Here is a 25,767-nt window from a genome sequence, read left to right as displayed (position 1 = left end):
GAAATGCAACACGGCACATCTTACTCTTCAACTCATTCTTTTAAAACGTTGCACTTCTTATTTGAATCTAGGTTTTATAAATAGAACGAATCACATTTTTAACTTTGAGTATTTTAAATATACTTAACAGCAACTATTATTATAAATAGCTGCTGATTTTTAACTTTTGGGATTTAACTTCTAATAACGGTTTTACTAAAGAATCAGCACGCTTGCCAAGCCCAAGAATGACATAAAGCCGACGATATCAGTCACGGTGGTTAAGATAACCGAAGCGGACAGCGCAGGATCGATATTCATGCGTTTCAATGCCAATGGAATACTAATGCCCGATACATTGGCAGCGGTCATATTAATGGCAATAGCAAAACCGATCACCGAGCTAATTTTAATATCATGAAACCACAGTTGCGCGATAAACGCCATAATTATCGCCCAGATGATACCGTTTATCGCACCGACCCACAGCTCTTTATTGAGTAACCACAGACGGTTAGAACCACCGATTTGACCCATCGCCATACCGCGAATGACCACAGTCAGCGTCTGCGAGCCAGCGATGCCGCCCATACTAGCAACCACGGGCATCAATATCGCCAGCGCCACCACTTGCGCCAGTACTTCCTCGAACTGACCAATCACCGCTGCGGCTAAAAGCGCGGTACACAAGTTGATGCCAAGCCAAATACTACGGCTTTTGGCACTGGTTAAAATAGGCGCAAACAGCTCTTCATCTTGGCTGACACCAGCAAGATTTTTCATGGTGCTGTCGACATCATCTTGGATAATTTCCATGATGTCTTCGCCATTTAATTGACCAACCAGCTCGCCATGACTATTAATCACTGGCGCAAAACGAATGTCTTCTGAACGAAAAATCGCGGCAGCATCTTGAATGTCTAAGCGATCATTAATGGTAATCGCATTATCAATCAGCGCTGAGACCAAGGTATTCTGATCATGCTTGATCAAATCGACCAGACTGAGTAGCCCAAGTAACTGCTGACCTTGATCGACGACCAGTAGCTCTTGGCTTTGATCATCAAGTAAGTCGTCGTTTTCGCGCAGCCATTGCTGTACTTGCGCCAGACTAATATCATCCTTCACTTGGATGAGGTCGGGATCCATATAGCTACCAACTTCCCAGTCGGCATAGGTATCGAGCTTATTAACCTGAATCCTAATATCTTCATCTAAAGTCGCCATGACTGAGGTACGCACGCTCTCAGTAACGGTGTCTAGAATCTCAGAGATATCTTGCGCATCAAGGTCTTGGGTAAAAAGCGATATCTCTTTTGAAGAGATGTTTTCCATCAAGGGCTGGCGCGTATCTACGTCCAGCTCAGCGAGGACTTCACCTCTTAAGTTGTCAGGGACTTGCGCCCAGATAATGCGCCGCGCTTGCGTCGGGAAGGATTCGAGTAGGTTGGCAATCTCATACTCTGACTGCTTGATTAAGAACTCAGCGATGTCGCTATGCGAGTCTTTAGCGACCAGTTCCTGTAGATATAACAGCTTATATTCGGCACTATATTCTAACGGATTATAATCTGCCTGCAAGGTTGGCTGACGATCAGGAGTAGGCGTGGGAGCAGGCATAATCGTTCCAGAGTAGTGAGTGAATAGTTTTTTTGCCAACCATTAACCTCATGCTAATGGTGTGGCGCTCAATGTAACATGGCTAGTGGCTAGTGCATGTTCTAGCCACTAGCCATGTTACGATTTTTATCGGTCTAGCGTTTACCCAGTAAGGCACGAATATTGGCCAAATATTCATCAGCGACGGCTTCTGGATCTTTGGTCGCTTTTTTCTTTTTCGCTTTGGCTGGCCAGTCGATATGATCTTCTGGTAATTCATCTAAAAAGCGTGATTCAGAGGTCACGCGCATCTGCCCACCGGCGCGGCGCTGAGTCGCTAAAGTCAACGTCAGCTCACGACGGGCTCGGGTAATACCCACATACATCAAACGCCGTTCTTCTTCGACCGTCTCGCTCATGATAGAGTTGCGATGTGGCAGCATCTCTTCCTCAAGGCCCATGATATAAACAAAATCAAACTCCAGACCTTTTGCCGCATGCAAGGTCATTAGGTTGACCTTGTTGGTGTTTTCTTCTTCTTGCTGTTGCTCAAGCATGTCGAGTAACACCAGCTTGCGAATAATGGTATCAATGGTACGGTCTTCATCTTCTTCCGCGCGATTAATCAACGATTGAATACTGGTATAAAGCATGTCGATATTATCGATACGGTTCTTTTCTTGTTGCGGCGTTTTGGCATCGCTACGGACGAAGTCAATATAACCGGTCTCATCAATCATCTGGCGCACGATTGGCACAGGGTCAGGGTGTTGATCCAGCTCGCGAGTATAATGCTCAATGAACTCACCAAACTCTTTTATCGTGCCATAGGCTTTAGACGGCAACACATGACTGAGACCTGCATGCGTACAAGAGGCCAGTAACGATATGCTGTGTTCTTGCGAAAATAAGCCCAGTTTTTCCAGCGTTGCTGGTCCCATACCGCGCTTGGGCGTATTAATAATGCGTAAAAATGCACTGTCATCTTCGGGATTCAAAATCAGGCGCAAATAGCCCATGATGTCTTTGATTTCACTACGGGCAAAAAATGATTGACCACCGGACAGTTTATAAGGCACTTGCAGCTGACGCAATTGCGCCTCTAGCATGCGTGCCTGAAAGTTACTGCGATAGAGGACGGCATATTGCTCCCACTCATTACCAAAGCGCAGCTTGTGAGTAACGATTTCTTTTGCCACCCGTTCGGACTCATCGTCATCATTACGGCAATTAATAATGCGAATTTTTTCGCCTTGACCTTTATCCGACCACAGTTTCTTTTCAAATAAATGTTCGTTATTCATAATAACGGCGTTGGCTGAGGTCAAAATACGGGTAGTCGAGCGATAATTTTGCTCAAGCATGACGATTTTCAACTTTGGAAAGTCTTCTTTTAGCAGCGCCATGTTTTCAGGCTTAGCCCCGCGCCACGCATAGATAGACTGATCATCGTCACCAACCACGGTAAAGCGCCCTTGCGGTCCGACCAGATATTTAATCATTTCGTACTGGGCGGTATTGGTGTCTTGATACTCATCGACGAGCAAATAACGAATACGGTTTTGCCATTTATCACGTAGTTCTCGATTTTCACGCAGTATCTTGGTTGGTAGTACAATCAAGTCGTCAAAATCGACGGCATTATAAGCACGTAGATTACGCTCATATAGGGCATATAAAGTGGCAAAAATCATATCTTCTGGGTCGTCTAAGGTTTCCATCGCCTTGTCAGGTTCAACCAAATCATTTTTCCAGTCAGAAATGAATTTAATGGCCTTGCCAACCAGCTCGCGACTTTCCGCACCGCTTAAGTTGTCGCGCATCATCAGCTCCATCAGCAAACGCTTACTATCGTCGCTGTCCATGATAGAGAAGTTACCTTTTAGAGGCGTATGAATCAGCTCATAACGCAAAAATTGCAGACCGAATTGGTGAAAGGTAGATACTGTTAAACCGCGCATTTTTTCGCTTGGCAGTAATTTACTGACACGAGCTTTCATCTCGCGCGCGGCTTTATTGGTAAAGGTCACCGCCGTGATGCGCTCAGCTGGCATGTTGCATTCTTCGATGAGGTAAGCAATTTTGCGAGTAATCACTGACGTCTTACCGGAGCCTGCACCTGCTAGCACAAGCAATGGACCAGATACGTAGAGCATCGCTTCTTGTTGTTTGGGATTAAGTTGACTCATAAGGTGACCTGTAAGACAAAAGCAAAAAAGAGAACAGAGCTGATATTGAAAGCGATTTAGCTAAGTGAAAAATGCCCATACTAAGCAAATTGATAGTGTCATATGGCATCGATAGGGTTAATCATGCAGTCTGCTCATCAAGCTCATGATCATTAATATTTTGTGACAATTAATCATGAGAGCCGTCATTAAAACAGCCACTGACATAACCATGAAATTCGGTGGGTTATTATAAAGCAAAAACCCTATCTTTGGGTGAGGAGTTCAATGATGAGTGCCTAGTAAAAAATCGTTTGGATCTGGTGACTTACATTATATATACCAGCGCTTTTTTAGAAATGTGGATTTGTGCTCAATATAAGGTAACGTCTATAGCATAATTTATAATAAAAAAAATATGTTTTTTTTGCCTATAAAGTGACCGTACAATACAGTTAAAAACTAGCTTTTGAGCCATGATATGCGTATAGTACGTAAATAATTTATGCCAGTTGTCACGTCATTATTGACCACGTGTAATGAGCTATTAAATCAATTAAATAAAACATCAAATATGATATTGATTTAATACGTTGATCTTACGTTGTTAGAAGATGCGTTAGGCGACCAGCTTTCTCCGCATGCGTGCCGGAAATTCTATAGTTGGTCACGTCTGACACCGTCGTCAATAAGCTTGATAATTGGTTATTACCAGCACAGTACCTATAATAGTTAACGAGTTGCTTATGTGAGTGACTCATTGACAGTTACTTTGTGTTTTCGTCTGCGTTACGCCTGTCGCACGACTGCCTTAACTGGTGTATCTGCGCTGCGCTTAACACTCGATTGGGTGAGGAGCACGTATTATCATGTCTGCTTTTAATTGGTCAGCAATTGCTTTTATCCTAGCCGCCATTGGGCTGGTTGTCTTTATGCTGGTCGTACCGCGTTTGCTTGGCGGTCGCTCTCAGGGTTCACAAAAAGAAGAAGTATTTGAAGCGGGTGTTGTCGGAGCTGGCAACGCCCGTATTCGTTTGTCTGCCAAATTCTATTTGGTGGCGATTTTCTTTGTGATTTTTGATCTAGAAGCGTTATACCTATACGCTTATGCCGTCTCTGTTCGTGAAGCGGGCTGGCTTGGTTTTGCTGCTGCCGCTACTTTTATTACCATTCTTATCATCGGTTTGATCTACGAGCTGAGCTTGGGTGCGATGAACTGGGCACCGGCGGACAAACGCCGCAAAAAAGCCCGTCTACATGCAGCGCCTGCAGGCTTTAATTTGGCAGACATCACCAAGTTTGATGGTGTCGATGAGCTGATGGTTGACCCAACGGGTAAAATACCTGCACAGTCGTCAGGACAGATTAATGTCTCAAATAACATTGAGACCAATCGCCGTCATCTACAAAATATTGATCACATTAATACCACAGGTAATATTACCTCTGTGGATTTTGCGACGCCTGCGCAACAGGATACTGTCAAACGCTAATCACCTTTGACAGCCTTGCGGCACTTCATCGCAAAATGGTCATCTATTAATAATAGAAGTTAAGGCGACAATAATGGCAAGACGATTGCCACGCTGCGCCAAATATAAAGGTTGTATGTTATGAAATACACATTAACTAAAGCCAACCCTGATGCAGATACCTATCCTGCACAGACGAGTCAAACGGTCAATGACCCGCTCGAAGACGAAGTCAATAAAAATGTCTTTATGGGTCGTCTTGAAGACCTTGTTCATTCAACAGCAAACTGGGGGCGCAAGCACTCACTATGGCCATTTAACTTTGGTACTTCTTGCTGTTATGTCGAATATGCCACCACCTTAACAGCCGTTCATGACTTGTCACGCTTTGGTGCGGAAGTCATTCGTGCGTCGCCACGTCAGGCGGATGTGATGATCGTTGCTGGTACTTGTTTTGTGAAAATGGCGCCTGTTATTCAGCGTCTTTATGAGCAAATGCTTGAGCCGAAATGGGTCATCTCAATGGGTGCCTGTGCCAACTCGGGCGGTATGTATGACATCTACTCAGTGGTACAAGGTGTAGACAAAATCATACCTGTCGATGTTTATGTACCTGGTTGTCCACCGCGTCCAGAAGCCTTGATTCAGGGTTTGATGCTGCTGCAAGAGTCTATTACCAAAGAGCGTCGTCCGTTAGGTATTCATGTCAATGAGCAGGGTATCTACCAGCCACAAATGACGCCTGAGCGTGACCGTAAGCAAGCAGATCGTATCGCTGTCAAAAACTTACGTAGCCCAGATGGTATTTAAGTTCTAGACAGTATTTAGATTCACAGCAAAAAAACTCAAAATTTTATGCGCTTATCATAGTTCGGTTATGATTAACATAGCTCAGTTATGGTTGACATAGTTCGGTTATGACTAACATAGTTCAGTTATGATTAATGAAGGAATACATCATTCATGGTCACGGTAGTCGAAAACATAGATCCTAAGATTAAGCCTGTCCCAGCAGTTATCAAAGAGCTGGAGCATAAATATGCCGGCAAATTTGTGGTGCAGCACACTGTTGATGAGATTCCAACGGTTTGGGTGGCGCGTGCTGATTTGTTAGACGTTCTCTTATTCCTGCGTAAGTTGCCAAAACCTTATGTCATGCTGTTTGACTTGTCAGCGATAGATGAGCGTTTGCGTCAACATCGCCAAGGCTTGCCTGACAGTGACTTTACGGTGTTTTATCATTTGATGTCGCTTGAGCGTAATAGTGATGTCCGTATCAAAGTCGCGCTAGACGAAGACGATCTCAATGTACCGAGCGCCACCCAAATTTGGCCAAATGCCAACTGGTACGAGCGTGAAGTGTGGGACATGTTTGGTATCGTCTTTAGTGGGCATCCGCATTTGACTCGCATTTTATTACCAAAATACTGGGAAGGTCATCCGCTACGTAAAGAGTATCATGCGCGTGCGACTGAATTTACCCCTTACTTCTTGAATACCGCCAAACAGCAATATGAGCAAGAAAATCTGCGTTTTGTTCCAGAAGAGTGGGGCATGAAGCGCTCAGGTCGCGATGAAGACTTTATGTTCTTGAACATTGGTCCTAACCATCCATCGGCTCATGGTGCTTTTCGTTTGGTGTTGCAGCTTGACGGTGAAGAAGTCGTTGATTGTATCCCTGATATTGGCTATCACCATCGCGGCGCCGAAAAAATGGCGGAGCGTCAAACGTGGCACTCATTTATTCCTTATACCGACCGTATCGACTATCTTGGCGGCGTAATGAACGAGCTGCCGTACATCATGTCGGTTGAAAAGCTTGCCGGTATTACTATCCCTCCGCGCGCTGAAACCATCCGCGTGATGATGAGTGAGTTTTTCCGTATTACCAATAACTTGCTGTTCGTCGGTACCTTTATTCAGGATGCGGGTGGTATGACGCCGGTATTCTATATGTTTACCGATCGCCAAAAAGCCTATGATGTCATCGAAGCCGTCACTGGCTATCGTATGCACCCAGCGTGGTTCCGTATCGGCGGTACTGCTGCTGACCTGCCGCGTGGCTGGCAGCGTTTGGTTCGTGAGTTCTTAGAGTGGATGCCAAAACGCTTGGACGAATACGTCAAAGCGGCATTGCAAAACAGTGTGCTAAAAGGTCGTACTCAAGGTGTTGCACAATATAACACTAAGCAAGCATTGGCTTGGGGTGTGACAGGCGCAGGCTTACGTGCAACAGGTTTGGATTTTGATTTACGTAAAGCGCGTCCGTACATGGGCTATGAGAACTACGACTTTGAAGTACCGGTTGGCTACAACGGTGATGCTTATGACCGCTGTATGGTGAAAGTTGAAGAGATGCGTCAGTCATTGCGCATCATCCGCCAATGTATGGATAATATGCCACAAGGTCCATACAAAGCTGATCATCCGCTAGCAGTACCGCCGCCGAAAGACCGTACGCTAAATGATATCGAAACGCTTATTAATCACTTTATTTCAGTATCTTGGGGTCCTGTGATGCCAGCGGGCGAATGTACGACGATCGTTGAGGCGACTAAAGGTCTGAACAGTTATTACATCACCTCAGACAAGGCCACGATGAGCTATCGCACCCGTATACGTACGCCGACATTTGCACATTTGCAGCAGATGCCATCAGTGATTAATGGATCCTTGGTATCTGATGCCATTATGTATCTGGCATCGATTGATATTGTGATGGCCGATTGTGATCGTTAGTGCTTTGGTTTGAGAATAGAGCTTTAATCAGAAATGATGGTTTTGAAAAAAGATAAGTTAATCAATATATTACTGCCAGATGGCACACCAAAATGCTGTAATGTTTCAGTGCAATGACAGTCAGTATTTAGACAGTTATGGTATTGTGATAAAGCGTGATGAGTGAGGAAAGATAGAAGATTATGAAAATTGTTTCCGACAAAATGCCAAAAGTAGATGTGGCAAGTATCCTCACTGCTGAGGAAATTGCTGCCATTCACGAGTTTATGCATCATTACCCACAGGCGCGCGCCGCCTCGCTAGACGCGCTAAAAATCGTGCAAAAGCGCAACGGTTGGGTCGATGATGCGCAAGTGAATGCCATTGCCAATATCTTAGATATTCCGATGTCAGATATGGACGGTGTTGCCACGTTCTTTAACCGTATCTATCGTCAGCCTGTTGGTCGCCATGTGATTCTTATTTGTGATTCAGTAGCGTGTTATTTGACCGGTTATGAGGCGCTATCGGCTGAGATTAGATCGCAGTTGGGTATCGAGTATGGACAGACGACTGCTGATGGTCGTTTTACGCTATTACCGATTTGCTGCTTGGGTAACTGTGACAAAGGTCCTGCCGTGCTGATAGACGAAGACACTTATGGTCCTGTCCAGCCTGAAGAGGTTGCGCAATTATTGGAGCTATACGCATGAGTTTAACGATTTCAGAGCAGATTGCTCGTCGCGGTCAAGGCCAAGCGCCAAGTCAGCTAAACGCACAGCGTGTTCCAATTTATGGTGATAAGGCCACAGCCACTAGCGAAACCAAACCGCTGACATGGCGTTTGGCACATCATGATGCTGTACTCGATTTAGCCACTTATGAATCTCTAAAAGGTTTTACGGGCCTAAAAGAAGCATTGTCTCAGTCGCCTAAAGACGTCGGCAATATGATTAAAGCAGCCAACGTCAGAGGTCGTGGCGGTGCAGGTTTTAACGCCGGTCTTAAATGGTCATTTATGTCACCACCAGACGGCTTGCCACGCTACCTCATCTGTAATGCTGATGAAATGGAGCCGGGTACCTTTAAAGACCGTCTATTGATGGAGCGTCTGCCGTTTCAGTTGATTGAAGGCATGCTCATTACTGCGCACGCTATCGGCGCGACTGACGGCTATATCTTTATCCGCGGTGAATATATATTGGCTGCTGAGCGTTTGGTTGCGGCTATTGAAGAATGTCTGGCCAATAATCTAATGGGCGACAATATTCTTGGCTCAGACTTTAGCTTCAATCTGCATGTGCATACTGGCGCTGGGCGTTATATCTGCGGTGAAGAAACCGCATTGATTAACAGCTTAGAAGGTCGCCGTGCTAACCCACGTACCAAACCCCCTTTCCCGCAAATCTCTGGTGCATGGGGCAGACCAACGGTTGTCAATAACGTTGAGACCTTATGCAATATGCCAGCCATCTTGAATCACGGCGTAGAGTGGTATCAATCACTATCCGAGATTAAAGGTAAAAGTAAAACGCCAGGCACCAAACTGTTTGGTTGCTCAGGATTGGTCAATGACCCAGGTCTGTGGGAATTGCCATTTGGTTATACGGCTCGCGAGATTATCGAAGAGTTGGCTGGCGGCATGAAAGAAGGTAAGACGTTAAAAGCATGGCTACCTGGCGGTGCATCGACTGACTTTTTGACTGCCAATCACTTAGATGTGGTCATGGATTTCGACACCATTCAAGAAGCCGGTAGCCGTATGGGTACTGGGTTGATTATGGTCGTTGACGAAGCACAGGACATGGTGCCACTGCTGCGCAACCTTGAGATTTTCTTTCAACGCGAATCTTGCGGATTCTGTACCCCGTGCCGTGATGGATTGCCTTGGGGCGTTAAACTGCTTACCGCCATCAATGATGGTGAAGGGCAAGTCGGCGATGTGGAAAAACTAGAGGGTCTGACGCGTGACTTATGGATTGGTAAAACATTCTGTGCGCATGCTCCGGGTGCGATGGAACCACTGATGAGTGCGATTAAATATTTCCGTCCAGAGTTTGATCAAAAAATCGCGCAGGCGGTTGGTGTAGATGTCATTGATGCTGCAGCCAATCAACAGCCAGAAGTGAAATAAGGAGAGCGGCATGGCAGTCATACATATTGATGGGACCACTGTCGAAGTAGATAGCGCAGATAACTTGCTACAAGCCTGCTTATCACTCGGCATTGATGTGCCGTATTTTTGTTATCATCCAGCCCTTGGCTCAGTCGGTTCTTGCCGTCAGTGCGCGGTCAAGCAATTCCAAAATAAAGAAGATATGGAAGCCGGTCGCGGTCGTCTGGTTATGTCATGTATGGTTGCCCCTGGCGATGACATGTACATCTCGGTCACTGACGATGAAGCCAAAGCATTCCGCAAGTCGATGGTTGAGCTACTGATGACCAACCATCCACATGACTGTCCAACTTGTGAAGAGGGCGGCCATTGTCATTTGCAAGATATGACTTACATGTCAGGTCATAGCCGTCGTCGTTATCGCTTTACCAAACGTACCCATCATAACCAAGAGCTTGGTCCGTTTATCGCGCATGAGATGAACCGCTGTATCGCTTGCTATCGCTGTGTACGTTTTTATAAAGACTACGCAGGCGGCGAAGATTTGGGTGTTTATGGCTCAAACAATCGCGTCTACTTTGGCCGTGATAAAGATGGTCAGTTTGAAAGCGAGTTCTCAGGCAACTTAACCGAAGTATGCCCAACGGGTGTATTTACCGATAAAACGCATTCTGAACGCTATAACCGCAAATGGGATATGCAGTACGCACCAAGCATCTGTCATGGTTGCTCAGCAGGTTGTAATATCTCACCAGGTGAGCGTTATGGTGAATTGCGCCGCATCGAAAACCGCTATAACGGCGAAGTAAACCGTTACTTCTTATGTGATCGTGGTCGCTTTGGTTATGGCTATGTCAATCGTGATGATCGTCCAACCCAAGCGCTTGAACGCATCAATGATAAGCATGTCAAAATTAATATTGACTACGCTCTTGATGAAACCATCAAACGTATCAAAGATAAAAAAGTTATCGGGATTGGCTCACCACGTGCCAGTTTAGAGACTAACTTTGCGCTAAAAAATCTGGTCGGCTTTGATAACTTCTCAACAGGTCTGAATCATCAGCAGCAAGCACTGGTCAATAAATGCATCGAAGTGCTCAGCACCGAAGGGATTTATAACCCAGGCATGACCGATATTGAAAGTCATGATGCGGTGTTGATATTGGGTGAAGATATCACGCAGACTTCATCACGCGTGGCATTATCAGTACGCCAAGCCGCAAAGAACGAAGGCCTAAAAATGGCGGCGGCGCTGCAAACGCAGCCTTGGCTTGCTGAACCGGTTAAGCGTATCGCGCAAGATGCGTTAAGCCCAGTCTATGTCATCGATGTGACCCAAACCAAGCTAGAAGACATCAGTAAAGTGAGCGTGGTTGCCACACCTGAAGACATCACTAAACTTGGCTTTAAAGTCGCTGATGAAATTGCTAACTTCGCTGATGATTTAGCAGAAGTAGCGGACCCACAAGCGGCTGAACAAGACGCTAATGTGGATGCGATGCAAGCATTGGCTCAGCAGATCGCTTATGATTTGGTTCAAGCGGATAAGCCATTAATCATCTCTGGTACTAGCCTGTCGTCTACCGCATTAATAGAAGCGGCGGCACAGATTACTCAAGCATTAACACAAAAACGTGCTGCGATTAAAGCAACGGAACAGCAGCAAGTTGAGGCACATAATGAGCAGGTTCGCGCCGCTGAAGCACAAACAGCAACTGCTCAGCAAAGCGAAGACAAAGACTTGTCTGCTAAACCCAACAAACCGGAAACGGGCGTTGATACAGAAGCACAAGACGATGTCGAGCGTGAGCCTGCAACCAAGCTTGAGCTAAAAGAAGTGAATGACAGCTATCATGCGCAAGCCGGTGTCTATCTAACGGTTCCTGATGCCAACAGCATGGGTGTCTGCATGCTCGGCGGTCAGTCAGTCGAAGAATTGTTAGCGACTGATTTTGATGTCGTCATCGTCGCTGAAAATCAGCTGACTGATGCCATCGATGCCAATAAATTAACGCAGCTATTATCTGATAAAACCGTCATTGCATTGGATCATCAGCTACTTGATTGGCATAAAGACGTCGATATCGTATTGCCAGCGGCTAGTTTTGCAGAAGCAGACGGCACATTGATATCTGCTGAGGGTCGTGCCCAGCGCTTCTTCCAAGTTTATGATAACGAATATTATCATCCGATGAGTAGCATCAAAGAAGGCTGGCGCTGGCTGCACGCGGTACATAGCAGTATTGAAGGTCGCGACGTCGATTGGACACAGCTTGATGATGTTATTAATGCACTAATCGCTACGCATCCTAAGCTTGCTGGTATCAAGAATGCTGCGCCTGATGCTGATTACCGTATGACGGGTCTAAAGATTGCCCGTCAGCCGCGTCGCTATTCAGGCCGTACCGCCATGCGGGCCCCAATCTCAGTCCATGAGCCAATGCAGCCAAAAGATTTGGATACTGGTTTAACCTTTTCAATGGAAGGCTATAGTGGCAAACAAACACCAAGCTCGATGATTCCTTTTGCCAATGCGGCAGGTTGGAACTCACCGCAAGCGTGGAATAAGTATCAAGACAAAGTGGGCGGCAGTCTAAAAAATGGTGATCCCGGTGTACGCTTATTTGATCAATTAGAGCGTTTAGCCATGCGTCAATATGTTGCACCAGAAGCGATGTCTGCAACCACGACCGACATGCAGCAGGGACAGGCTAAGCTTGTGCCTATTTATAATATTTATGCCAGCTCAATGATGGCATCACGTAGCCCAATCGTAGCTGAGCAATTGCCTATCGCGACATGGCGTATTGGTATGGACGATGCCAAAGACTGGAATATTGCAGCTGGTGATTACTTAGCCATTGAGATTGATAAGCAGCAAATCACCTTGCCGGTACAGATTGTCGGTTATCTAGCAGAAGGTTGTATTGGTTATCCGGTTGGGCAGGTGAGTATTATTCATCCATCCATGCCAGCATCAGTACGTAAGGTTGATGCGCCAGTAACGATGATGGGCAGTATGGCTAATGACAGCTCTTTAACTGCGAATACTAACGATACAGCGTCAGTAGACAACGCGCCGACCACTACACAGGAGGTGTAATATGCAAGTTACCCGTATTATCCCTGATGTGCCAAGCTTTTTAGCGAGTAGCATGAGCTTTGATACTTGGTCGATACTTTTTTTGGTCGTACAATCTTTGGTTATCTTTTTAGTGGTAGTCATTGTTGCAGCGTTGATGATTGTCTATGAGCGCCGTATGTTGGCGCTTTGGCAAGACCGTTATGGTCCAAACCGTGTGGGACCTTTTGGCTCTTTGCAACTGGTCGCGGATATGCTCAAAATCTTCTTTAAAGAAGATTGGACGCCCAATTTTACCGACAAATTTATATTTACTCTAGCACCTGCAGTGGCCATGTTTACTGCGTTGGCATCGTTCGCAGTTATTCCTATCTCACCAACACTGGGTGTGGCTGATTGGGATATCGGTATCCTGTTTTTCTTTGCGATGGCAGGTATCGCTGTTTATGCCGTTATGTTTGGTGGCTGGGCATCGGCTAATAAATTTTCTTTACTCGGTGGCTTACGGTCTGCGGCGCAAACCATCAGTTATGAAGTATTCTTGGGTTTATCGTTGATGGGTGTCGTTGCCTTGACCGGCTCATTTAACTTACGCGAGATTGTCGAGTCACAAATTGACGGCTGGTATATCATTCCGCAGTTTTTCGGATTTTTGACCTTTGTCGTGGCTGGTGTGGCTGTTACGCACAGACATCCATTTGATCAGCCAGAAGCAGAGCAAGAGCTGGCCGAAGGGTATCATGTTGAATATTCAGGCATGAAGTTTGGGATGTTCTTTATCGGCGAATATGTCAACGTCGTTTTGATTTCTGCATTAATGACATGTTTATTCTTCGGTGGTTGGCTTGCGCCTTTTAACCTAGATATTCCATTCATTCCACCCGCTTTTTGGTTCATGATTAAGACGCTATTCTTTATGACCATGTTTATTCTGGCTCGAGGCTCACTCATGCGTCCGCGCTATGATCAGGTGATGAACTTTGGCTGGAAAGTCTGCCTGCCCGTCACGCTGATTAATTTATTGGCTACTGCGGCAGTCATATTGCTGATGATGGATTAAAGGCATTGACGTAATATCATTGCGGTAGTTTGGAATGAAGAACACGTATCTTATTTTATAAGTTTGTTTGTGGTAGATACATCCGTGATTTTTCGGATAGAAATGAGGTGATTGCTCGTATTGTTGAGCAACTTTATCCATATTTGGGATAAACCTAATCATTTAGCATTGCAAATATGCAAAGGAAAGTTCCATGTTAGCAACTTTTTTTACGGCCATAAAAAAGATCGTCATTGGTATGTTTACCATTGTACGCAGTATGTGGATGGTTAACAGTCATGCCCTTAGGCCACGTGACACCATCCTTTATCCTGAAGAGCCGGTACCGGTACCGCCGCGCTTTCGTGGACGTATTATATTGTCTCGCGACCCTGATGGTGATGAGCGCTGTGTTGCTTGTAACTTATGTGCCGTGGCCTGTCCAGTCGGCTGTATCTCCTTACAAAAAGCGGAGCGTGAAGATGGTCGTTGGTATCCGGAGTTTTTCCGTATCAACTTCTCGCGCTGTATTTTTTGTGGCCTATGCGAAGAAGCCTGTCCGACGACCGCGATTCAAATGACCCCCGACTTTGAGCTCGGTGAATATAAGCGCCAAGATTTGGTTTATGAAAAAGAGCATTTGCTGATTTCAGGACCGGGTAAATATCCCGATTATAACTATTATCGTGTGACGGGTATGGCGGTAGCGGACAAACCAAAAGGCGCTGCTCAAAATGAAGCAGCACCGATTGATCTAAGGAGCTTGCTGCCATGATGAATATCTTGAACAATCCTGAACTGGCAGGTTTTTATGCGCTTGCCGCGGTGGCTATCTTTGCCAGTCTACGGGTAGTTACCCATGCCAATCCTGTACACGCTATTTTGTCGATGATTGTGTCTTTATTGGCGGTCGCTGGCATATTTTTTGTGCTGGGTGCGCCATTTGCTGGGGCGTTAGAAATTGTTGTTTACGCTGGCGCAATTTTAGTGCTCTTCGTCTTTGTTATTATGATGCTCAACTTGGGTATGAGTAATGATGAGCGTGAAGAGCGCTGGCTCGATGCAGGCACTTGGGCAATACCGACAGGGTTGACGATCGTTATCGCCGTTGTGCTCTATGCGCTGATTGGTCTTAATCACGACGAAGCAGCCGTTATTGGTGGTATGAGTGTTCCTGCTAAAGCAGTGGGTACTGCCTTATTTAGTAAGTATATTATGTTGGTAGAAGTCGCTGCTTTGTTATTATTAGCGGCGCTAGTGGCTGCGTATCATGTGGGCAAAGAGTCGAGTGATGATGAAATTGTCGGCAATGACAGTCAGGACTTTAAGCCCAGTGTGGGCAGTATCACCCAATACGATAACGATAGCACTCATACTGAACATGATGCGGTAAAAATGGCTAAACCCTACGAATATAAAGATGTCGATCCACATGACTACGTTGGTAAGAAGGTAAGTATGCAGGTGGGTATGAAGAAAGTCACGCGCAAGGAGTCTGACTGATGGTACTAGCAGCAAGCGTGGCACAAGACGTGTCGAACGTGCCGTTTGCCCATGAGGTGGCAGGCTTAGTACAGCCCGCTGCCGCGGCGCAGAATGTACTGGGTATGATACCCATGAGCCACGGACTAATTTTGGCGGGAATTTTATTCGCCATTGGTCTGTGCGGTGTCATGGTACGGCGTAACTTTTTATTTATGCTAATGAGCCTTGAGATCATGATGAACGCGGCAGCCTTAGCGTTTGTGGTCGCAGGCAGTCGCTGGGTCGATCCGGATGGACAAATTATGTTTATCTTTATTTTGACGTTGGCAGCCGCTGAAGCCTCTATTGGTCTGGCAATATTATTACGTTTTTATCATCAGCGTGGGCATCTCGATGTCGATAGCGCCAATGAGATGAAAGGATGATGTCATGAGTTTATTACCATTAACCTTTATATTCCCGCTCGTTGGCTTTTTGATTTTAGCCTTTATGCGTGACAAATTATCAGAGCAAGTAGCCGCGATTGTCGGTGTCGGTAGTATGCTGCTATCAGCGCTATGTACACTGGTGGTCAGCTATACTTTTTTAACGACGCATCCTGCGGGCACGGTCATTGAGGTTCCGCTATGGACTTGGTTCCAAGTGGGAGACTTTGCACCAAGCTTTGGCTTGAGCTTTGACGGTTTAGCATTAACGATGACAGGTGTTATTACTGGCATTGGCTTTTTAATCCATCTATTTGCCGCATGGTACATGAGAAGCGATACAGGCTTTGCGCGTTTCTTTAGCTATATGAATTTGTTTGTCGCCAGCATGCTATTGCTAGTCTTGGCAGATAACCTGTTCTTGCTATATCTCGGCTGGGAAGGCGTTGGTATTTGTTCGTACTTGTTGATTGGTTTTTATTATCATGACCGCGCTAATGGTCGTGCAGCGATGAAAGCCTTTACTGTCACCCGTGTGGGTGATGTGTTCTTAGCCTTTGGTTTGTTTTTATTATTCCGCGAATTTGGCACGCTTAATATTCAAGAGATTATTACGCGCGCTCCAGACGTGTTTGATATTAACAATCCAACGATGATTCTAACGACCATGATGCTCGTTGGTGGCGCGATGGGTAAGTCAGCACAGCTGCCATTACATACGTGGCTTGCCGATGCGATGGCAGGTCCGACGCCAGTTTCGGCATTGATTCACGCGGCAACGATGGTCACGGCAGGGGTTTATTTAATCGCCCGTCTGCATCCACTGTTCCTGCTGACGCCTGGTATTTTATTATATTGGGTCGGCGGCGTTGGAGCACTGACGTTGGTCGTTGCTGGCTTTTGTGCACTGGCGCAAACTGACATCAAACGTATCCTTGCTTATTCGACTATGAGCCAAATTGGCTATATGTTCTTAGCACTTGGTGTGGGCGCATGGCAAGGAGCGATCTTCCATTTGATGAGCCATGCTTTCTTTAAAGCGTTGCTATTTTTGTCATCAGGCGCAGTCATTTTGGCGGTACACCACGAGCAAGATATCTTTAAGATGGGCGGCTTACGCAAAAAGATTCCATTGGTGTTTTGGTGTTATATCATCGGTGGCGGTGCGCTGGCTGCGATACCTTGGGTCACCGTTGGCTTTTATTCTAAAGAAGCCATTCTGTGGGAAACCTATGCCACTGGTCATCAAGTTTTATTCTATATGGGTGTATTCGGTGCTTTCTTAACCGCGCTTTATACTTTCCGTATGATTTGGATTGTGTTTTTTGGCGAAGAAAAAACCCATGCGCACACGTTGTCAGGGGTGTCATATTGGTTGCCACTGACTGTATTGCTGGTGTTATCAACTGCGGTTGGCGCATTGATTACTCCGCCATTGCAAGGGGTGCTGCCAGAGAGCGTTGGACACTTATTAGAAGTTGCTGGTCAAGCGCATGCCAAGCACACCGCAGAGTATATCGCGATGGGTGCGATGCTCGCAGGGCTTGTCTTAGCAGCACTATTATATGTGGTGGATAAAGGTCGTACACTCACACGCTTTAAGCGCTCACGTATCGGCGGTGCGTTATATCATTGGTGCTACCACGGTCTGGGCTTTGATGCGCTATACGATATAATTTTTGTAAAACCCTTTTTGTTCATCGGCCGCTTATTTAAAGCCGATCCTGTCGATAAATCGTGGCTCCTATTACCTAAGCTGGCATCGGCTGGTAATAGGGTATTGTCTGCGACGCAAACAGGGTCACTTCGAGGTTACGCTACAAGCTTTGGCTTGGGCATGGCTGTATTGCTGGTGCTGGTAATGATGACGGTGGTATAAAATGATTGAGTTACAACAAACGTGGATGCTACCAGCATTGATTGCGATTCCGTTTATTGCTGGATTGCTGTGTTGGCTGGTAGAGCGCTTTAATAAACGTCTGCCGCGCTGGATTGCTTTAATTGGTATGACGTTGACTTTTGCTTTGTCACTGGTACTGTGGCAATACGGTGATTTTGGTGGTATGAGCAAGCAGGTGATTGCACCAGATGCTGCTGTGCCTTGGGTCGCTGAATTTATGGTGCCTTGGATACCGACTTTTGGTATTAGTTTTCATTTAGCGATGGATGGTTTGTCGCTTATGATGGTGGCTCTTACAGGGCTACTGGGTATCGCAGCAGTGGCCTGTTCGTGGAATGAGATTCAGCGCCGCGTTGGTTTCTTTCATCTAAACTTGCTGTGGAGTTTGGGCGGCGTTATCGGTGTTTTCTTAGCAATTGACTTGTTTTTATTCTTCTTCTTTTGGGAGATGATGCTGGTTCCTATCTACTTCTTGATTGCTATTTGGGGTCATGATGTGGTCGGTGGCAAGACCAAAGAATACGCGGCAACCAAGTTCTTTATCTATACCCAAGCGTCTGGCCTCATCATGTTGGTCGGTATCTTGGTACTGGTAATCATTAGCTACGCACAAAAAGGCGTGGTCAGCTTTAATTATAATGACTTGCTCGGTACCTCGCTTGGCGGTTGGGAATATCCCATCATGCTATGCTTCTTTATTGGCTTTGCGGTCAAGCTACCGATTGTTCCCTTTCACGGCTGGCTACCTGACGCCCATGCGCAGGCACCAACCGCCGGTTCAGTGGATTTGGCAGGGGTACTGATCAAGACCGCCGCTTATGGTTTGATTCGTTTTGTCTTACCACTGTTCCCAGCCGCATCACAAGATTTTGCGCCAATAGCCATGACCTTGGGTACGATTGGTATCTTTTATGGCGCATGGCTAGCCTTTATGCAGACCGATATGAAGCGCCTGCTGGCTTATACCAGTATCTCGCACATGGGTTTTGTGGTATTGGCAATCTATGCAGGTACGTTGCTCAGCTTGCAAGGTTTGATGATTCAAATGCTGGCCCATGGCTTAAGCTCAGCGGCTCTATTTATTATGGCAGGGCAGTTGTACGAGCGTCTGCATACCCGCGATTTAACCTTAATGGGCGGTATGTGGGGACAATTCCGCTACTATGCACCGATACTGATGTTCTTCTGTGCCGCTTTGTTAGGTATTCCAGGTACTGGTAACTTCATCGGCGAGTTCATGATCTTATTAGGCGCATTTGCTCAGTATCCTGTGTTTGTGATATTGGCCACCTTTAGCTTGGTATTGGCAGGGTTGTACTCCCTTATCTTGATTCATAGCGCGTTGTTTGGTACCAATAATGTTAAAGAATTGGCCATGCGCGAGACCAAATCACACGGTTTACCGAGCCGCAAATTAAAAGATTTGGGCAAACGTGAGCTGTCATTATTACTGATGCTCGCCGCAGGCTTGGTCTGGCTCGGACTGTATCCACAGCCGTTCCTTGATACCTCAAGCCACGCGATGCAGTGGATTAATAATGCCTATATATATAGTCAAGTGACACAAGTAGACGCATCGCAGCTGCTTGATGCAATGGAGGCACGTTAAGTCATGAATGAATTTACGATGAATGATTTGATGGGACTGATGCCTTATGCACCGATCATTGCCGTCGTCATTACGGTATTGCTGGTAATGATCGCCATCACTATTAAACGCTCACATATGATAACCGGCACTATTACAGTCGTTGGTCTCAACATTGGTTTGTTTACGTTAATTGGGCAAATGGCAGGCATCATTACTAGTGGGTCGCAGTTACCAGTCGCCGAACAGCTTTTTGTGATTGATAACTTTGCGCAGTTCAATATGGTAGTGATACTGATCTGTGCGCTGGCTTGCTGTACGTTGTCTTATGCTTATTTGGCTGATTTCAAAGACAATAAAGATGAGCTGTACTTGCTCATGCTGCTATCGACCACTGGCGCGCTGCTCATGGTCTGTGCTCAGCATATGGCATCGTTCTTTATGAGCTTAGAGCTGCTCTCAGTGCCACTCTATGGTCTGTTGTCTTATACTTACATGCGCAATCGCTCGCTTGAATCAGGGCTTAAGTATCTGGTGCTGTCAGCGACGGCATCGGCAACCTTGCTCATGGGCATGGCCTTTATCTATGCGCAAGTCGGCACGTTGGCCTTTAAACCGATTAGTATTATGTTGGGTGACGTGTTTGAGTCGCCACTATTAATACTCGGCGCGGCAATGATGATGTTCGGTATTGCGTTTAAACTGTCGGCTGCACCCTTTCATATGTGGACGCCCGATGTTTACGAAGGCGCACCGGCACCGATTGCCACGTTTTTAGCATCGGTATCAAAGGTCGCTATGATGGCGCTTGCAGTACGATTCTTAATCGATACGTCTTTATTGGCATTACCGTCGGTACAGATGTTACTGATGGTTATGGCGACCTTATCGATTTTGGCGGGTAACTTGTTGGCAGTCCGTCAGACTAGCCTAAAACGCTTATTGGGTTATTCATCCATTGCGCATATGGGTTACGTGCTTATTGTCATCGTCAGCATTGGTACGGCAGCGGATAGTATTTCTAGCATGTATATGGCCGTTTATGCGTTTACCTCTATCGGTGCTTTTGGTGTGGTGACCTTGATGTCGAGCCCGTATCGATTGGCTGGTGAAGCGGATGAGCTGACCCATTATCAAGGGCTGTTTTGGCGTCGTCCGGTGCTGACCGCTGTTATGACAATTATGATGTTGTCATTGGCTGGTATTCCACTGACGGCAGGCTTTATCACTAAGTTGTTTGCGATATTGGCTGCGGTACAAGGCACGCATTGGTTCTTGGCGGCTATGATTATCTTGGGTAGTGCCATTGGCTTGTTCTATTACTTGCGCGTGATGCTTACCTTATTTAAACGTCCTAAGCAATTTATCGAGTTTGACGTCGCTGGACAATGGGGTATTCGTACCGGTGGTATCATGGTGATTGCCGCGACTGCGCTGATTGTCTTCTTCGGTATCTTGCCAAACACCTTAATTGAGTGGGCAAGTCTGGCTCGTATTTGGTAATACTATTATAAATGTAAGGTAAGTCGCTGCATTTTTATGGAGCTGCTTATCTGCTGTTACGGTTAGAAAAACAAGATGCGCCCGCTTTATGATAAGCTTGGCGCATCTTTTTTTGTACTTTTTAAATTCTTATAAGTATAAATCTTAATAAAATATGAGTGACAAATGATTATGAGTGACAATATCCAAAGCGTGACGGTACTGAGTAAAACCACTTGGACCCCGAATTTGTTTAGCTTTACCGTCAGCCGTCCAGATAGTTTTAAATTTACGGCGGGGCAATTTGTACGTTTGGGTGTCAACCCGAGTCAATTAAAATATTATCAGCAGCAAGGCGGGTCTGCCAAAGATGCACCTAATGCTGCATTGAATGAAGATATCTTTCGTGCCTATTCTATCGTCTCATCTCCTTTTGATGAGGTATTAGAGTTTTTCTCTATCGTGATTCCTGATGGCGCGTTCACCTCGCAGCTGCAGCACTTACAAGTGGGCGATGAGCTATTGCTCAATACCATGCCGTTTGGTTTTTTAACCTTGGCCCGTTATCAAAAGCCGTTGCCAAAAGACTTATGGCTGCTGGCGACAGGTACGGGCTTGGCACCGTTCTTGTCGATGCTACAAGACTTGCAAACGTGGCAGGATTACGATCATATTGTCTTGGCGTATAGTGCGCGCTCGATAGAGGAGCTGGCCTATGTCGAGCAGATTGAACGCTTGCAAGAAGACTTTGGCTCGCTGGTCGATAATCCAGCCAAATTAATCTTCATTCCTATTGTTACTCGTGAGCCAGTTGAGGGCGCACTGACAGAGCGGCTACCAAAACTGCTATTAGATGGTACGTTACAAGAACGCGCGGGCATAGCGTTAGACACTGAGAGCACGCATGTTATGTTATGTGGCAATCCAGATATGGTAGAAGACACTAAAGAGACGCTAAAGTCGTTAGGTTTGGTGATGAATCGTCGCGGTGAGGGCAATATTGCGGTAGAAAACTACTGGTAACGCTCGCTATAGTTAGTAAAAAGTAATATCGATACATGACGCACTGCTGATATCAATTTTCCTTGCTTGCTGTGCCTGCGCAGACAGAAGCTACAAAAAATTGGTATCAATAAAAAAACGCTGACTCTTAAAAGACCATAGTCTCCAAGAATCAGCGTTTTTTTATGAGCTAAGAGTAATAATGTCTAAACTTGACTCGGCTCAGTGGCATCAGCAATTGGATTGATTGGGCCTTGCATCAGCTCAGGCTCATCATCGTCACCAATGATGTCTTCGTTGCTGCTCGCTGCCAATAGATCTCTATAATTGATTTGCGTTTTCAAAATCATTTGCTCTTCTTCAATTTCGCCATAATTTACTTGCACCTTATGCAAAGTGCTCATGATTTTTTTGTTCTTCTTCAGCCAGCGATTGATATCAAGATAGATGACTTCGTCTTTTGCGCGAGCGATATTGATATAGGACAAAATAAAACCCAACGGGTCTTTTTTCAAGATGCGGTGATAGAACCAGATAAAGAGCTTAATGCCTTGGCGCTTGATAAACGACTCGCAGCGTAGGTTGAGCACATCGGTATAAGTCTGCTGCCCAAATACAAAGCGCTGTACATTGCGATCAAGCTGCACATGAACCAAGCTAAAATTACTGGCAACTTCCGCATAAATACCGGCTGCATTTATCGTGCAGTATAAGCGGAACCAATCGTCATGCATCTCAACACGCAGCTCTAAGATGGCTTTGACATTGTCGGTCACGAACTTTTGCAGGGCATCATTGACATAGATTTGTGCCACTGGCAGCGATAGCTCGTCCTCAAACTTGTCAGTCGTTCTGTTATATATATTCTTAATAGTCTGGGTCAGGCGCTCCCAACCATCGCTGAATGACTCGTCAAAACGATAGCCGATACTATCGAAGAAGTCATCGAAGCTGTCTGAATTATTCATGTTATCAAAATCACTCAAACTTATTATCCTTATCATTATCGGGCAGCAACATCAGAGGCGACGCAAAGTAGCGTTTATGAAAAATAGCGTCTATAAAATAGAAAACGTCTTGTAAAAGTCAGACATGCTACATGAGTTCAAAGTAGTTTTGGCTCAAAAAATGGTCACTATAAAACGGGTTTAAATGACATATATGGATACTAGGGCGTGTCCTCAATTCAAGCGATGAACCTCTAAATGAGCTAAAAATGGCTAAATTTTGTCAAACGTCGTCAAAGAGCTGGGCAATATCCCGATATTATCTGCGCTGTTTTCCTTGATTGACTGCAATTTATTTCATTTTTATCTCCATTTTTCAAAGGAGGACACGCCCTAAGCTTAGAGCAGCGCTATGTCATATACAATAGAAATTCACGATTGTTAGGGTAATACCTACTATTTATTATTGTCATCATTAGAAACAGTATATAACAAATCAGCAGCATGCAAAATGAACACATGCGTTTTGTCGCTATTCATTTAAACCTATTGCAGGTTAATAAACTAATAATGTACCCCTGTTAACAGATATTCGTCATAAAACTGTCTCACCCTCGCTAGGTTATGACTTTGCCAAAAAATGCCAAGATGATGCAATGTGTGCTAGCAACAGTTATGCTAGCGACATAATTATGTGTCATGTTATGATAGCGCCGACATATGCTCATGTGCTTTAAATAGCGCGCCAACATTACAATCATATTGTCTGCACCCTTATATTTATAAATAACTATAAGCTCGCTCATACCTAAAAGCTGAGACCAATTGTGGCCTATATCAAAGACTCGCAAAGCTACCACTTTTCAGCGCAAACCCCTAAGCGTGATATTAGCTTGCCTGTTGCTATTGTCATCGCCGTTGCCGTCCATGCGGTGATTATTTTTGGTATCAGTTTTTCGATGGGCAAAGACCCTGCCGCGATGATGCAAGACGTGGCCAAGGCACTCACCGATAATATGCAGCCGAATGAAGATGCGCATTTTATTGCCAATGCCTCCCAAGAGGGCGGTGGCACAGTGCGTGAACCGTTGCGGCAAGAGAGCGATCAGAGTAGTCCGCTCTCTGCTGAGCAAATGAGCGAAACGCAAGATGTGATCAGTTTGCAGCGCCAAGTGCGCCAGCAGCGCTATCAAGAGAGCTATCTGCGTACCACGCTGAGCTGGCGGCAGGCTACGGTAGAGTCTGATAATGACAGTAAGCAAGCAAAAGATGATCTCATGGCGCAAGAAGAGCGGCTGCGTAAAGAGATTGCCACGTTAGAGGCGCAACTGTCTCAGCGTCAGCAGCTCTACGCGACCAAGTCGAAAGTGGTGACCGTTGACAGTAATTCAACGACGCGTGGTGCAGCTGCCGATTATATCAATACTTTTCGTGAGCACGTCGAGCGCGTTGGCAACTTACAGTATCCTGCCCAAGCGCGTGCGCAAGGTATTACGGGCGAGGTGCGCCTCATGGTTATTATCAATCATGATGGCAATATTAAAGCCATTCGTCTGCTTGAAAGCTCAAACTCCACGATACTCGATGAAGCTGCCAAGCAATCAGTACGGCAAGCAGCGCCCTTTGGCAAATTCACTGAAGACATGCATGATATCGTCGAGTTGCGTTTGATACGTACCTATCGTTATAGTGACAAAGTAGACGTGACTTATTAAACTGTTAAAAGCCCATTCTATTTTTCAAAATGACGTCTATAACGGTATAGATTTAACGACAATTTTTTAATGATAGTCTTTAATGGCCGTTTTTTAATAATCGTGTCTTTTATAGCAACTACCCACATTCATAAAACACAGTAATAGAGTAAAGAGTCAGTATGGAATTTTTAGGTTTTACCGTAGATGTTGCCAGCTTAACCAGTAACGCTTTAGGCTTAGTTATTAAAGTGGCCTTAGCCATACTCATATTCGTCGTAGGGCGCTGGCTGGCAAAAAAAGCTGTCACCGTCGCGCATCGAATTATGCTACGTAGCCACTTAGATGACACCGTTGCAAGCTTTTTAGGTCGGTTAATTTATGGGGTACTGCTGGTCGTGGTATCTTTGGCTGCGCTAAGTAAAGTTGGCGTACAGACTACCTCGGTTGTCGCTATATTAGGTGGTGCTGCGGTTGCGATTGGTCTGTCCCTCAAAGATCAGCTGTCAAACTTCGCGGCTGGTATCATGATTGTGACTTTTCGTCCCTTCGTACGCGGTGATTTTGTGCAGATCAGCAGTTACACTGGCACCGTCACTGAGATTACGCTAGTCAATACGCATATTACGACGACCAACAATCACGATATTATTATTCCTAATAGCAATATCACTACCTCAGCGGTCATCAACTATACGGCGCTGCCCAATCGCCGTGTCGATATCACAGTAGGTATCGGCTATGATGCCGATATTAAAACGGCAAAAGAGGTCATGCTAAGTTTGGCTAGAAATAATGCAATGGCCTTTACGGACCCTGAGCCCATCGTACGGGTGACCAACCTAGGTGATAACTCGGTTGATCTGACTTTAAATGTCTGGACGACTAACGCCGACTGGTGGTCAATGCAATGTGACTTGCTTGAACAGTTTAAACATGCGCTTGATGATGAGAAAATTGAGATTCCATTCCCGCAGCGTAGTGTCCATGTCAAAGGTCTAGATCAAATGATTAACCAAATGGGTGAGGCACAAAAGCTAACCATGACTAAAGACTAACCAAAGATTG

The 25,767-nt window shown here is 45.6% G+C and carries 19 protein-coding genes; 16 read left to right on the top strand and 3 right to left on the bottom strand.

Annotated elements, in window-relative coordinates; genetic code table 11:
* Positions 1 to 195: 195 nt before the first annotated feature.
* Both mgtE and AAEY80_RS11470 read right to left on the bottom strand, forming a co-directional pair.
* On the bottom strand, positions 196 to 1,599 hold the full coding sequence (gene mgtE / locus AAEY80_RS11475) for a magnesium transporter (RefSeq protein WP_101211522.1): 1,404 nt from the start codon (positions 1,597 to 1,599) through the stop codon (positions 196 to 198).
* Between the two features lie 134 nt (positions 1,600 to 1,733).
* The gene (locus tag AAEY80_RS11470; RefSeq protein ID WP_350588344.1) at positions 1,734 to 3,767 is read right to left on the bottom strand and encodes a UvrD-helicase domain-containing protein; all 2,034 of its coding nucleotides are present in this window, start codon (positions 3,765 to 3,767) and stop codon (positions 1,734 to 1,736) included.
* A gap of 848 nt (positions 3,768 to 4,615) precedes the next feature.
* Here AAEY80_RS11470 and ndhC point away from each other — a divergent pair.
* The 14 genes from ndhC (at position 4,616) to AAEY80_RS11400 (ending at position 22,079) form a co-directional block, all read left to right on the top strand.
* On the top strand, positions 4,616 to 5,239 hold the full coding sequence (gene ndhC / locus AAEY80_RS11465; protein ID WP_350588343.1) for an NADH-quinone oxidoreductase subunit A: 624 nt from the start codon (positions 4,616 to 4,618) through the stop codon (positions 5,237 to 5,239).
* Between the two features lie 120 nt (positions 5,240 to 5,359).
* A complete protein-coding gene (locus AAEY80_RS11460) occupies positions 5,360 to 6,028 on the top strand; it encodes a NuoB/complex I 20 kDa subunit family protein (RefSeq protein ID WP_290188855.1) in 669 nt (222 codons plus the stop codon).
* 153 nt (positions 6,029 to 6,181) lie between these two features.
* A complete protein-coding gene (gene nuoC / locus AAEY80_RS11455) occupies positions 6,182 to 7,957 on the top strand; it encodes an NADH-quinone oxidoreductase subunit C/D (RefSeq protein ID WP_350588342.1) in 1,776 nt (591 codons plus the stop codon).
* A 182-nt stretch (positions 7,958 to 8,139) separates the two neighbouring features.
* Entirely contained in the window at positions 8,140 to 8,649 is a 510-nt protein-coding gene (nuoE, locus tag AAEY80_RS11450) for an NADH-quinone oxidoreductase subunit NuoE (protein WP_201566350.1), read from the top strand.
* On the top strand, positions 8,646 to 10,070 hold the full coding sequence (gene nuoF / locus AAEY80_RS11445; RefSeq protein ID WP_350588341.1) for an NADH-quinone oxidoreductase subunit NuoF: 1,425 nt from the start codon (positions 8,646 to 8,648) through the stop codon (positions 10,068 to 10,070). Before nuoE ends, nuoF begins: the two co-directional genes overlap by 4 nt.
* 10 nt (positions 10,071 to 10,080) lie before the next feature.
* The gene (nuoG, locus tag AAEY80_RS11440; protein WP_350588340.1) at positions 10,081 to 13,158 is read left to right on the top strand and encodes an NADH-quinone oxidoreductase subunit NuoG; all 3,078 of its coding nucleotides are present in this window, start codon (positions 10,081 to 10,083) and stop codon (positions 13,156 to 13,158) included.
* Positions 13,159 to 13,210: 52 nt separating this feature from the next.
* A complete protein-coding gene (nuoH, locus tag AAEY80_RS11435; RefSeq protein ID WP_037026128.1) occupies positions 13,211 to 14,197 on the top strand; it encodes an NADH-quinone oxidoreductase subunit NuoH in 987 nt (328 codons plus the stop codon).
* A gap of 238 nt (positions 14,198 to 14,435) precedes the next feature.
* Positions 14,436 to 14,951 (top strand): NADH-quinone oxidoreductase subunit NuoI, encoded by a 516-nt coding sequence (gene nuoI / locus AAEY80_RS11430; protein ID WP_420825602.1) that lies wholly within the window; start codon positions 14,436 to 14,438, stop codon positions 14,949 to 14,951.
* Positions 14,948 to 15,679: an NADH-quinone oxidoreductase subunit J gene (gene nuoJ / locus AAEY80_RS11425; RefSeq protein WP_101211531.1), complete on the top strand. Its 732-nt coding sequence runs from the start codon at positions 14,948 to 14,950 to the stop codon at positions 15,677 to 15,679. The genes nuoI and nuoJ overlap by 4 nt, the downstream gene beginning before the upstream one ends.
* Positions 15,680 to 15,777: 98 nt before the next feature.
* A complete protein-coding gene (nuoK, locus tag AAEY80_RS11420) occupies positions 15,778 to 16,086 on the top strand; it encodes an NADH-quinone oxidoreductase subunit NuoK (protein WP_025653102.1) in 309 nt (102 codons plus the stop codon).
* Positions 16,087 to 16,090: 4 nt separating this feature from the next.
* Positions 16,091 to 17,965: an NADH-quinone oxidoreductase subunit L gene (gene nuoL, locus AAEY80_RS11415; protein WP_350588339.1), complete on the top strand. Its 1,875-nt coding sequence runs from the start codon at positions 16,091 to 16,093 to the stop codon at positions 17,963 to 17,965.
* A gap of 1 nt (position 17,966) precedes the next feature.
* Positions 17,967 to 19,595, top strand: coding sequence for an NADH-quinone oxidoreductase subunit M (nuoM, locus tag AAEY80_RS11410; RefSeq protein WP_025653104.1), 1,629 nt, complete (start codon positions 17,967 to 17,969; stop codon positions 19,593 to 19,595).
* 3 nt (positions 19,596 to 19,598) lie between these two features.
* Complete coding sequence (gene nuoN / locus AAEY80_RS11405) at positions 19,599 to 21,077, top strand: NADH-quinone oxidoreductase subunit NuoN (protein WP_025653105.1); 1,479 nt, start codon at positions 19,599 to 19,601, stop codon at positions 21,075 to 21,077.
* 171 nt (positions 21,078 to 21,248) lie between these two features.
* On the top strand, positions 21,249 to 22,079 hold the full coding sequence (locus AAEY80_RS11400) for a ferredoxin--NADP reductase (RefSeq protein WP_201566354.1): 831 nt from the start codon (positions 21,249 to 21,251) through the stop codon (positions 22,077 to 22,079).
* Positions 22,080 to 22,264: 185 nt separating this feature from the next.
* On the opposite strand, the gene AAEY80_RS11395 is transcribed toward AAEY80_RS11400, so the two are convergent.
* Positions 22,265 to 23,062 (bottom strand): hypothetical protein, encoded by a 798-nt coding sequence (locus tag AAEY80_RS11395; RefSeq protein WP_201566355.1) that lies wholly within the window; start codon positions 23,060 to 23,062, stop codon positions 22,265 to 22,267.
* A gap of 770 nt (positions 23,063 to 23,832) precedes the next feature.
* On the opposite strand from AAEY80_RS11395, the gene AAEY80_RS11390 reads away from it, so the two are divergent.
* Together AAEY80_RS11390 and AAEY80_RS11385 are read left to right on the top strand one after the other, a co-directional pair.
* Entirely contained in the window at positions 23,833 to 24,720 is an 888-nt protein-coding gene (locus tag AAEY80_RS11390) for an energy transducer TonB (protein ID WP_201566356.1), read from the top strand.
* Between the two features lie 161 nt (positions 24,721 to 24,881).
* Positions 24,882 to 25,757, top strand: coding sequence for a mechanosensitive ion channel family protein (locus AAEY80_RS11385; RefSeq protein ID WP_025653110.1), 876 nt, complete (start codon positions 24,882 to 24,884; stop codon positions 25,755 to 25,757).
* Positions 25,758 to 25,767 lie beyond the last annotated feature (10 nt).

The sequence above is a fragment of the Psychrobacter sp. 78a-MNA-CIBAN-0178 genome (assembly GCF_040309625.1).
Lineage (GTDB): Bacteria > Pseudomonadota > Gammaproteobacteria > Pseudomonadales > Moraxellaceae > Psychrobacter > Psychrobacter okhotskensis.
The sequence above is the reverse complement of the archived record's forward strand: the minus strand, read 5'-3'. Positions and strand labels throughout refer to the sequence as shown.

Coding starts and splice junctions, on each gene's coding strand:
- mgtE (WP_101211522.1), bottom strand. CDS start 1,599: ATGCCTGCTCCCACGCCTACTCCTGATCGTCAGCCAACCTTGCAGGCA.
- AAEY80_RS11470 (WP_350588344.1), bottom strand. CDS start 3,767: ATGAGTCAACTTAATCCCAAACAACAAGAAGCGATGCTCTACGTATCT.
- ndhC (WP_350588343.1), top strand. CDS start 4,616: ATGTCTGCTTTTAATTGGTCAGCAATTGCTTTTATCCTAGCCGCCATT.
- AAEY80_RS11460 (WP_290188855.1), top strand. CDS start 5,360: ATGAAATACACATTAACTAAAGCCAACCCTGATGCAGATACCTATCCT.
- nuoC (WP_350588342.1), top strand. CDS start 6,182: ATGGTCACGGTAGTCGAAAACATAGATCCTAAGATTAAGCCTGTCCCA.
- nuoE (WP_201566350.1), top strand. CDS start 8,140: ATGAAAATTGTTTCCGACAAAATGCCAAAAGTAGATGTGGCAAGTATC.
- nuoF (WP_350588341.1), top strand. CDS start 8,646: ATGAGTTTAACGATTTCAGAGCAGATTGCTCGTCGCGGTCAAGGCCAA.
- nuoG (WP_350588340.1), top strand. CDS start 10,081: ATGGCAGTCATACATATTGATGGGACCACTGTCGAAGTAGATAGCGCA.
- nuoH (WP_037026128.1), top strand. CDS start 13,211: ATGAGCTTTGATACTTGGTCGATACTTTTTTTGGTCGTACAATCTTTG.
- nuoI (WP_420825602.1), top strand. CDS start 14,436: ATGTTTACCATTGTACGCAGTATGTGGATGGTTAACAGTCATGCCCTT.
- nuoJ (WP_101211531.1), top strand. CDS start 14,948: ATGATGAATATCTTGAACAATCCTGAACTGGCAGGTTTTTATGCGCTT.
- nuoL (WP_350588339.1), top strand. CDS start 16,091: ATGAGTTTATTACCATTAACCTTTATATTCCCGCTCGTTGGCTTTTTG.
- nuoM (WP_025653104.1), top strand. CDS start 17,967: ATGATTGAGTTACAACAAACGTGGATGCTACCAGCATTGATTGCGATT.
- nuoN (WP_025653105.1), top strand. CDS start 19,599: ATGAATGAATTTACGATGAATGATTTGATGGGACTGATGCCTTATGCA.
- AAEY80_RS11400 (WP_201566354.1), top strand. CDS start 21,249: ATGAGTGACAATATCCAAAGCGTGACGGTACTGAGTAAAACCACTTGG.
- AAEY80_RS11395 (WP_201566355.1), bottom strand. CDS start 23,062: ATGATAAGGATAATAAGTTTGAGTGATTTTGATAACATGAATAATTCA.
- AAEY80_RS11385 (WP_025653110.1), top strand. CDS start 24,882: ATGGAATTTTTAGGTTTTACCGTAGATGTTGCCAGCTTAACCAGTAAC.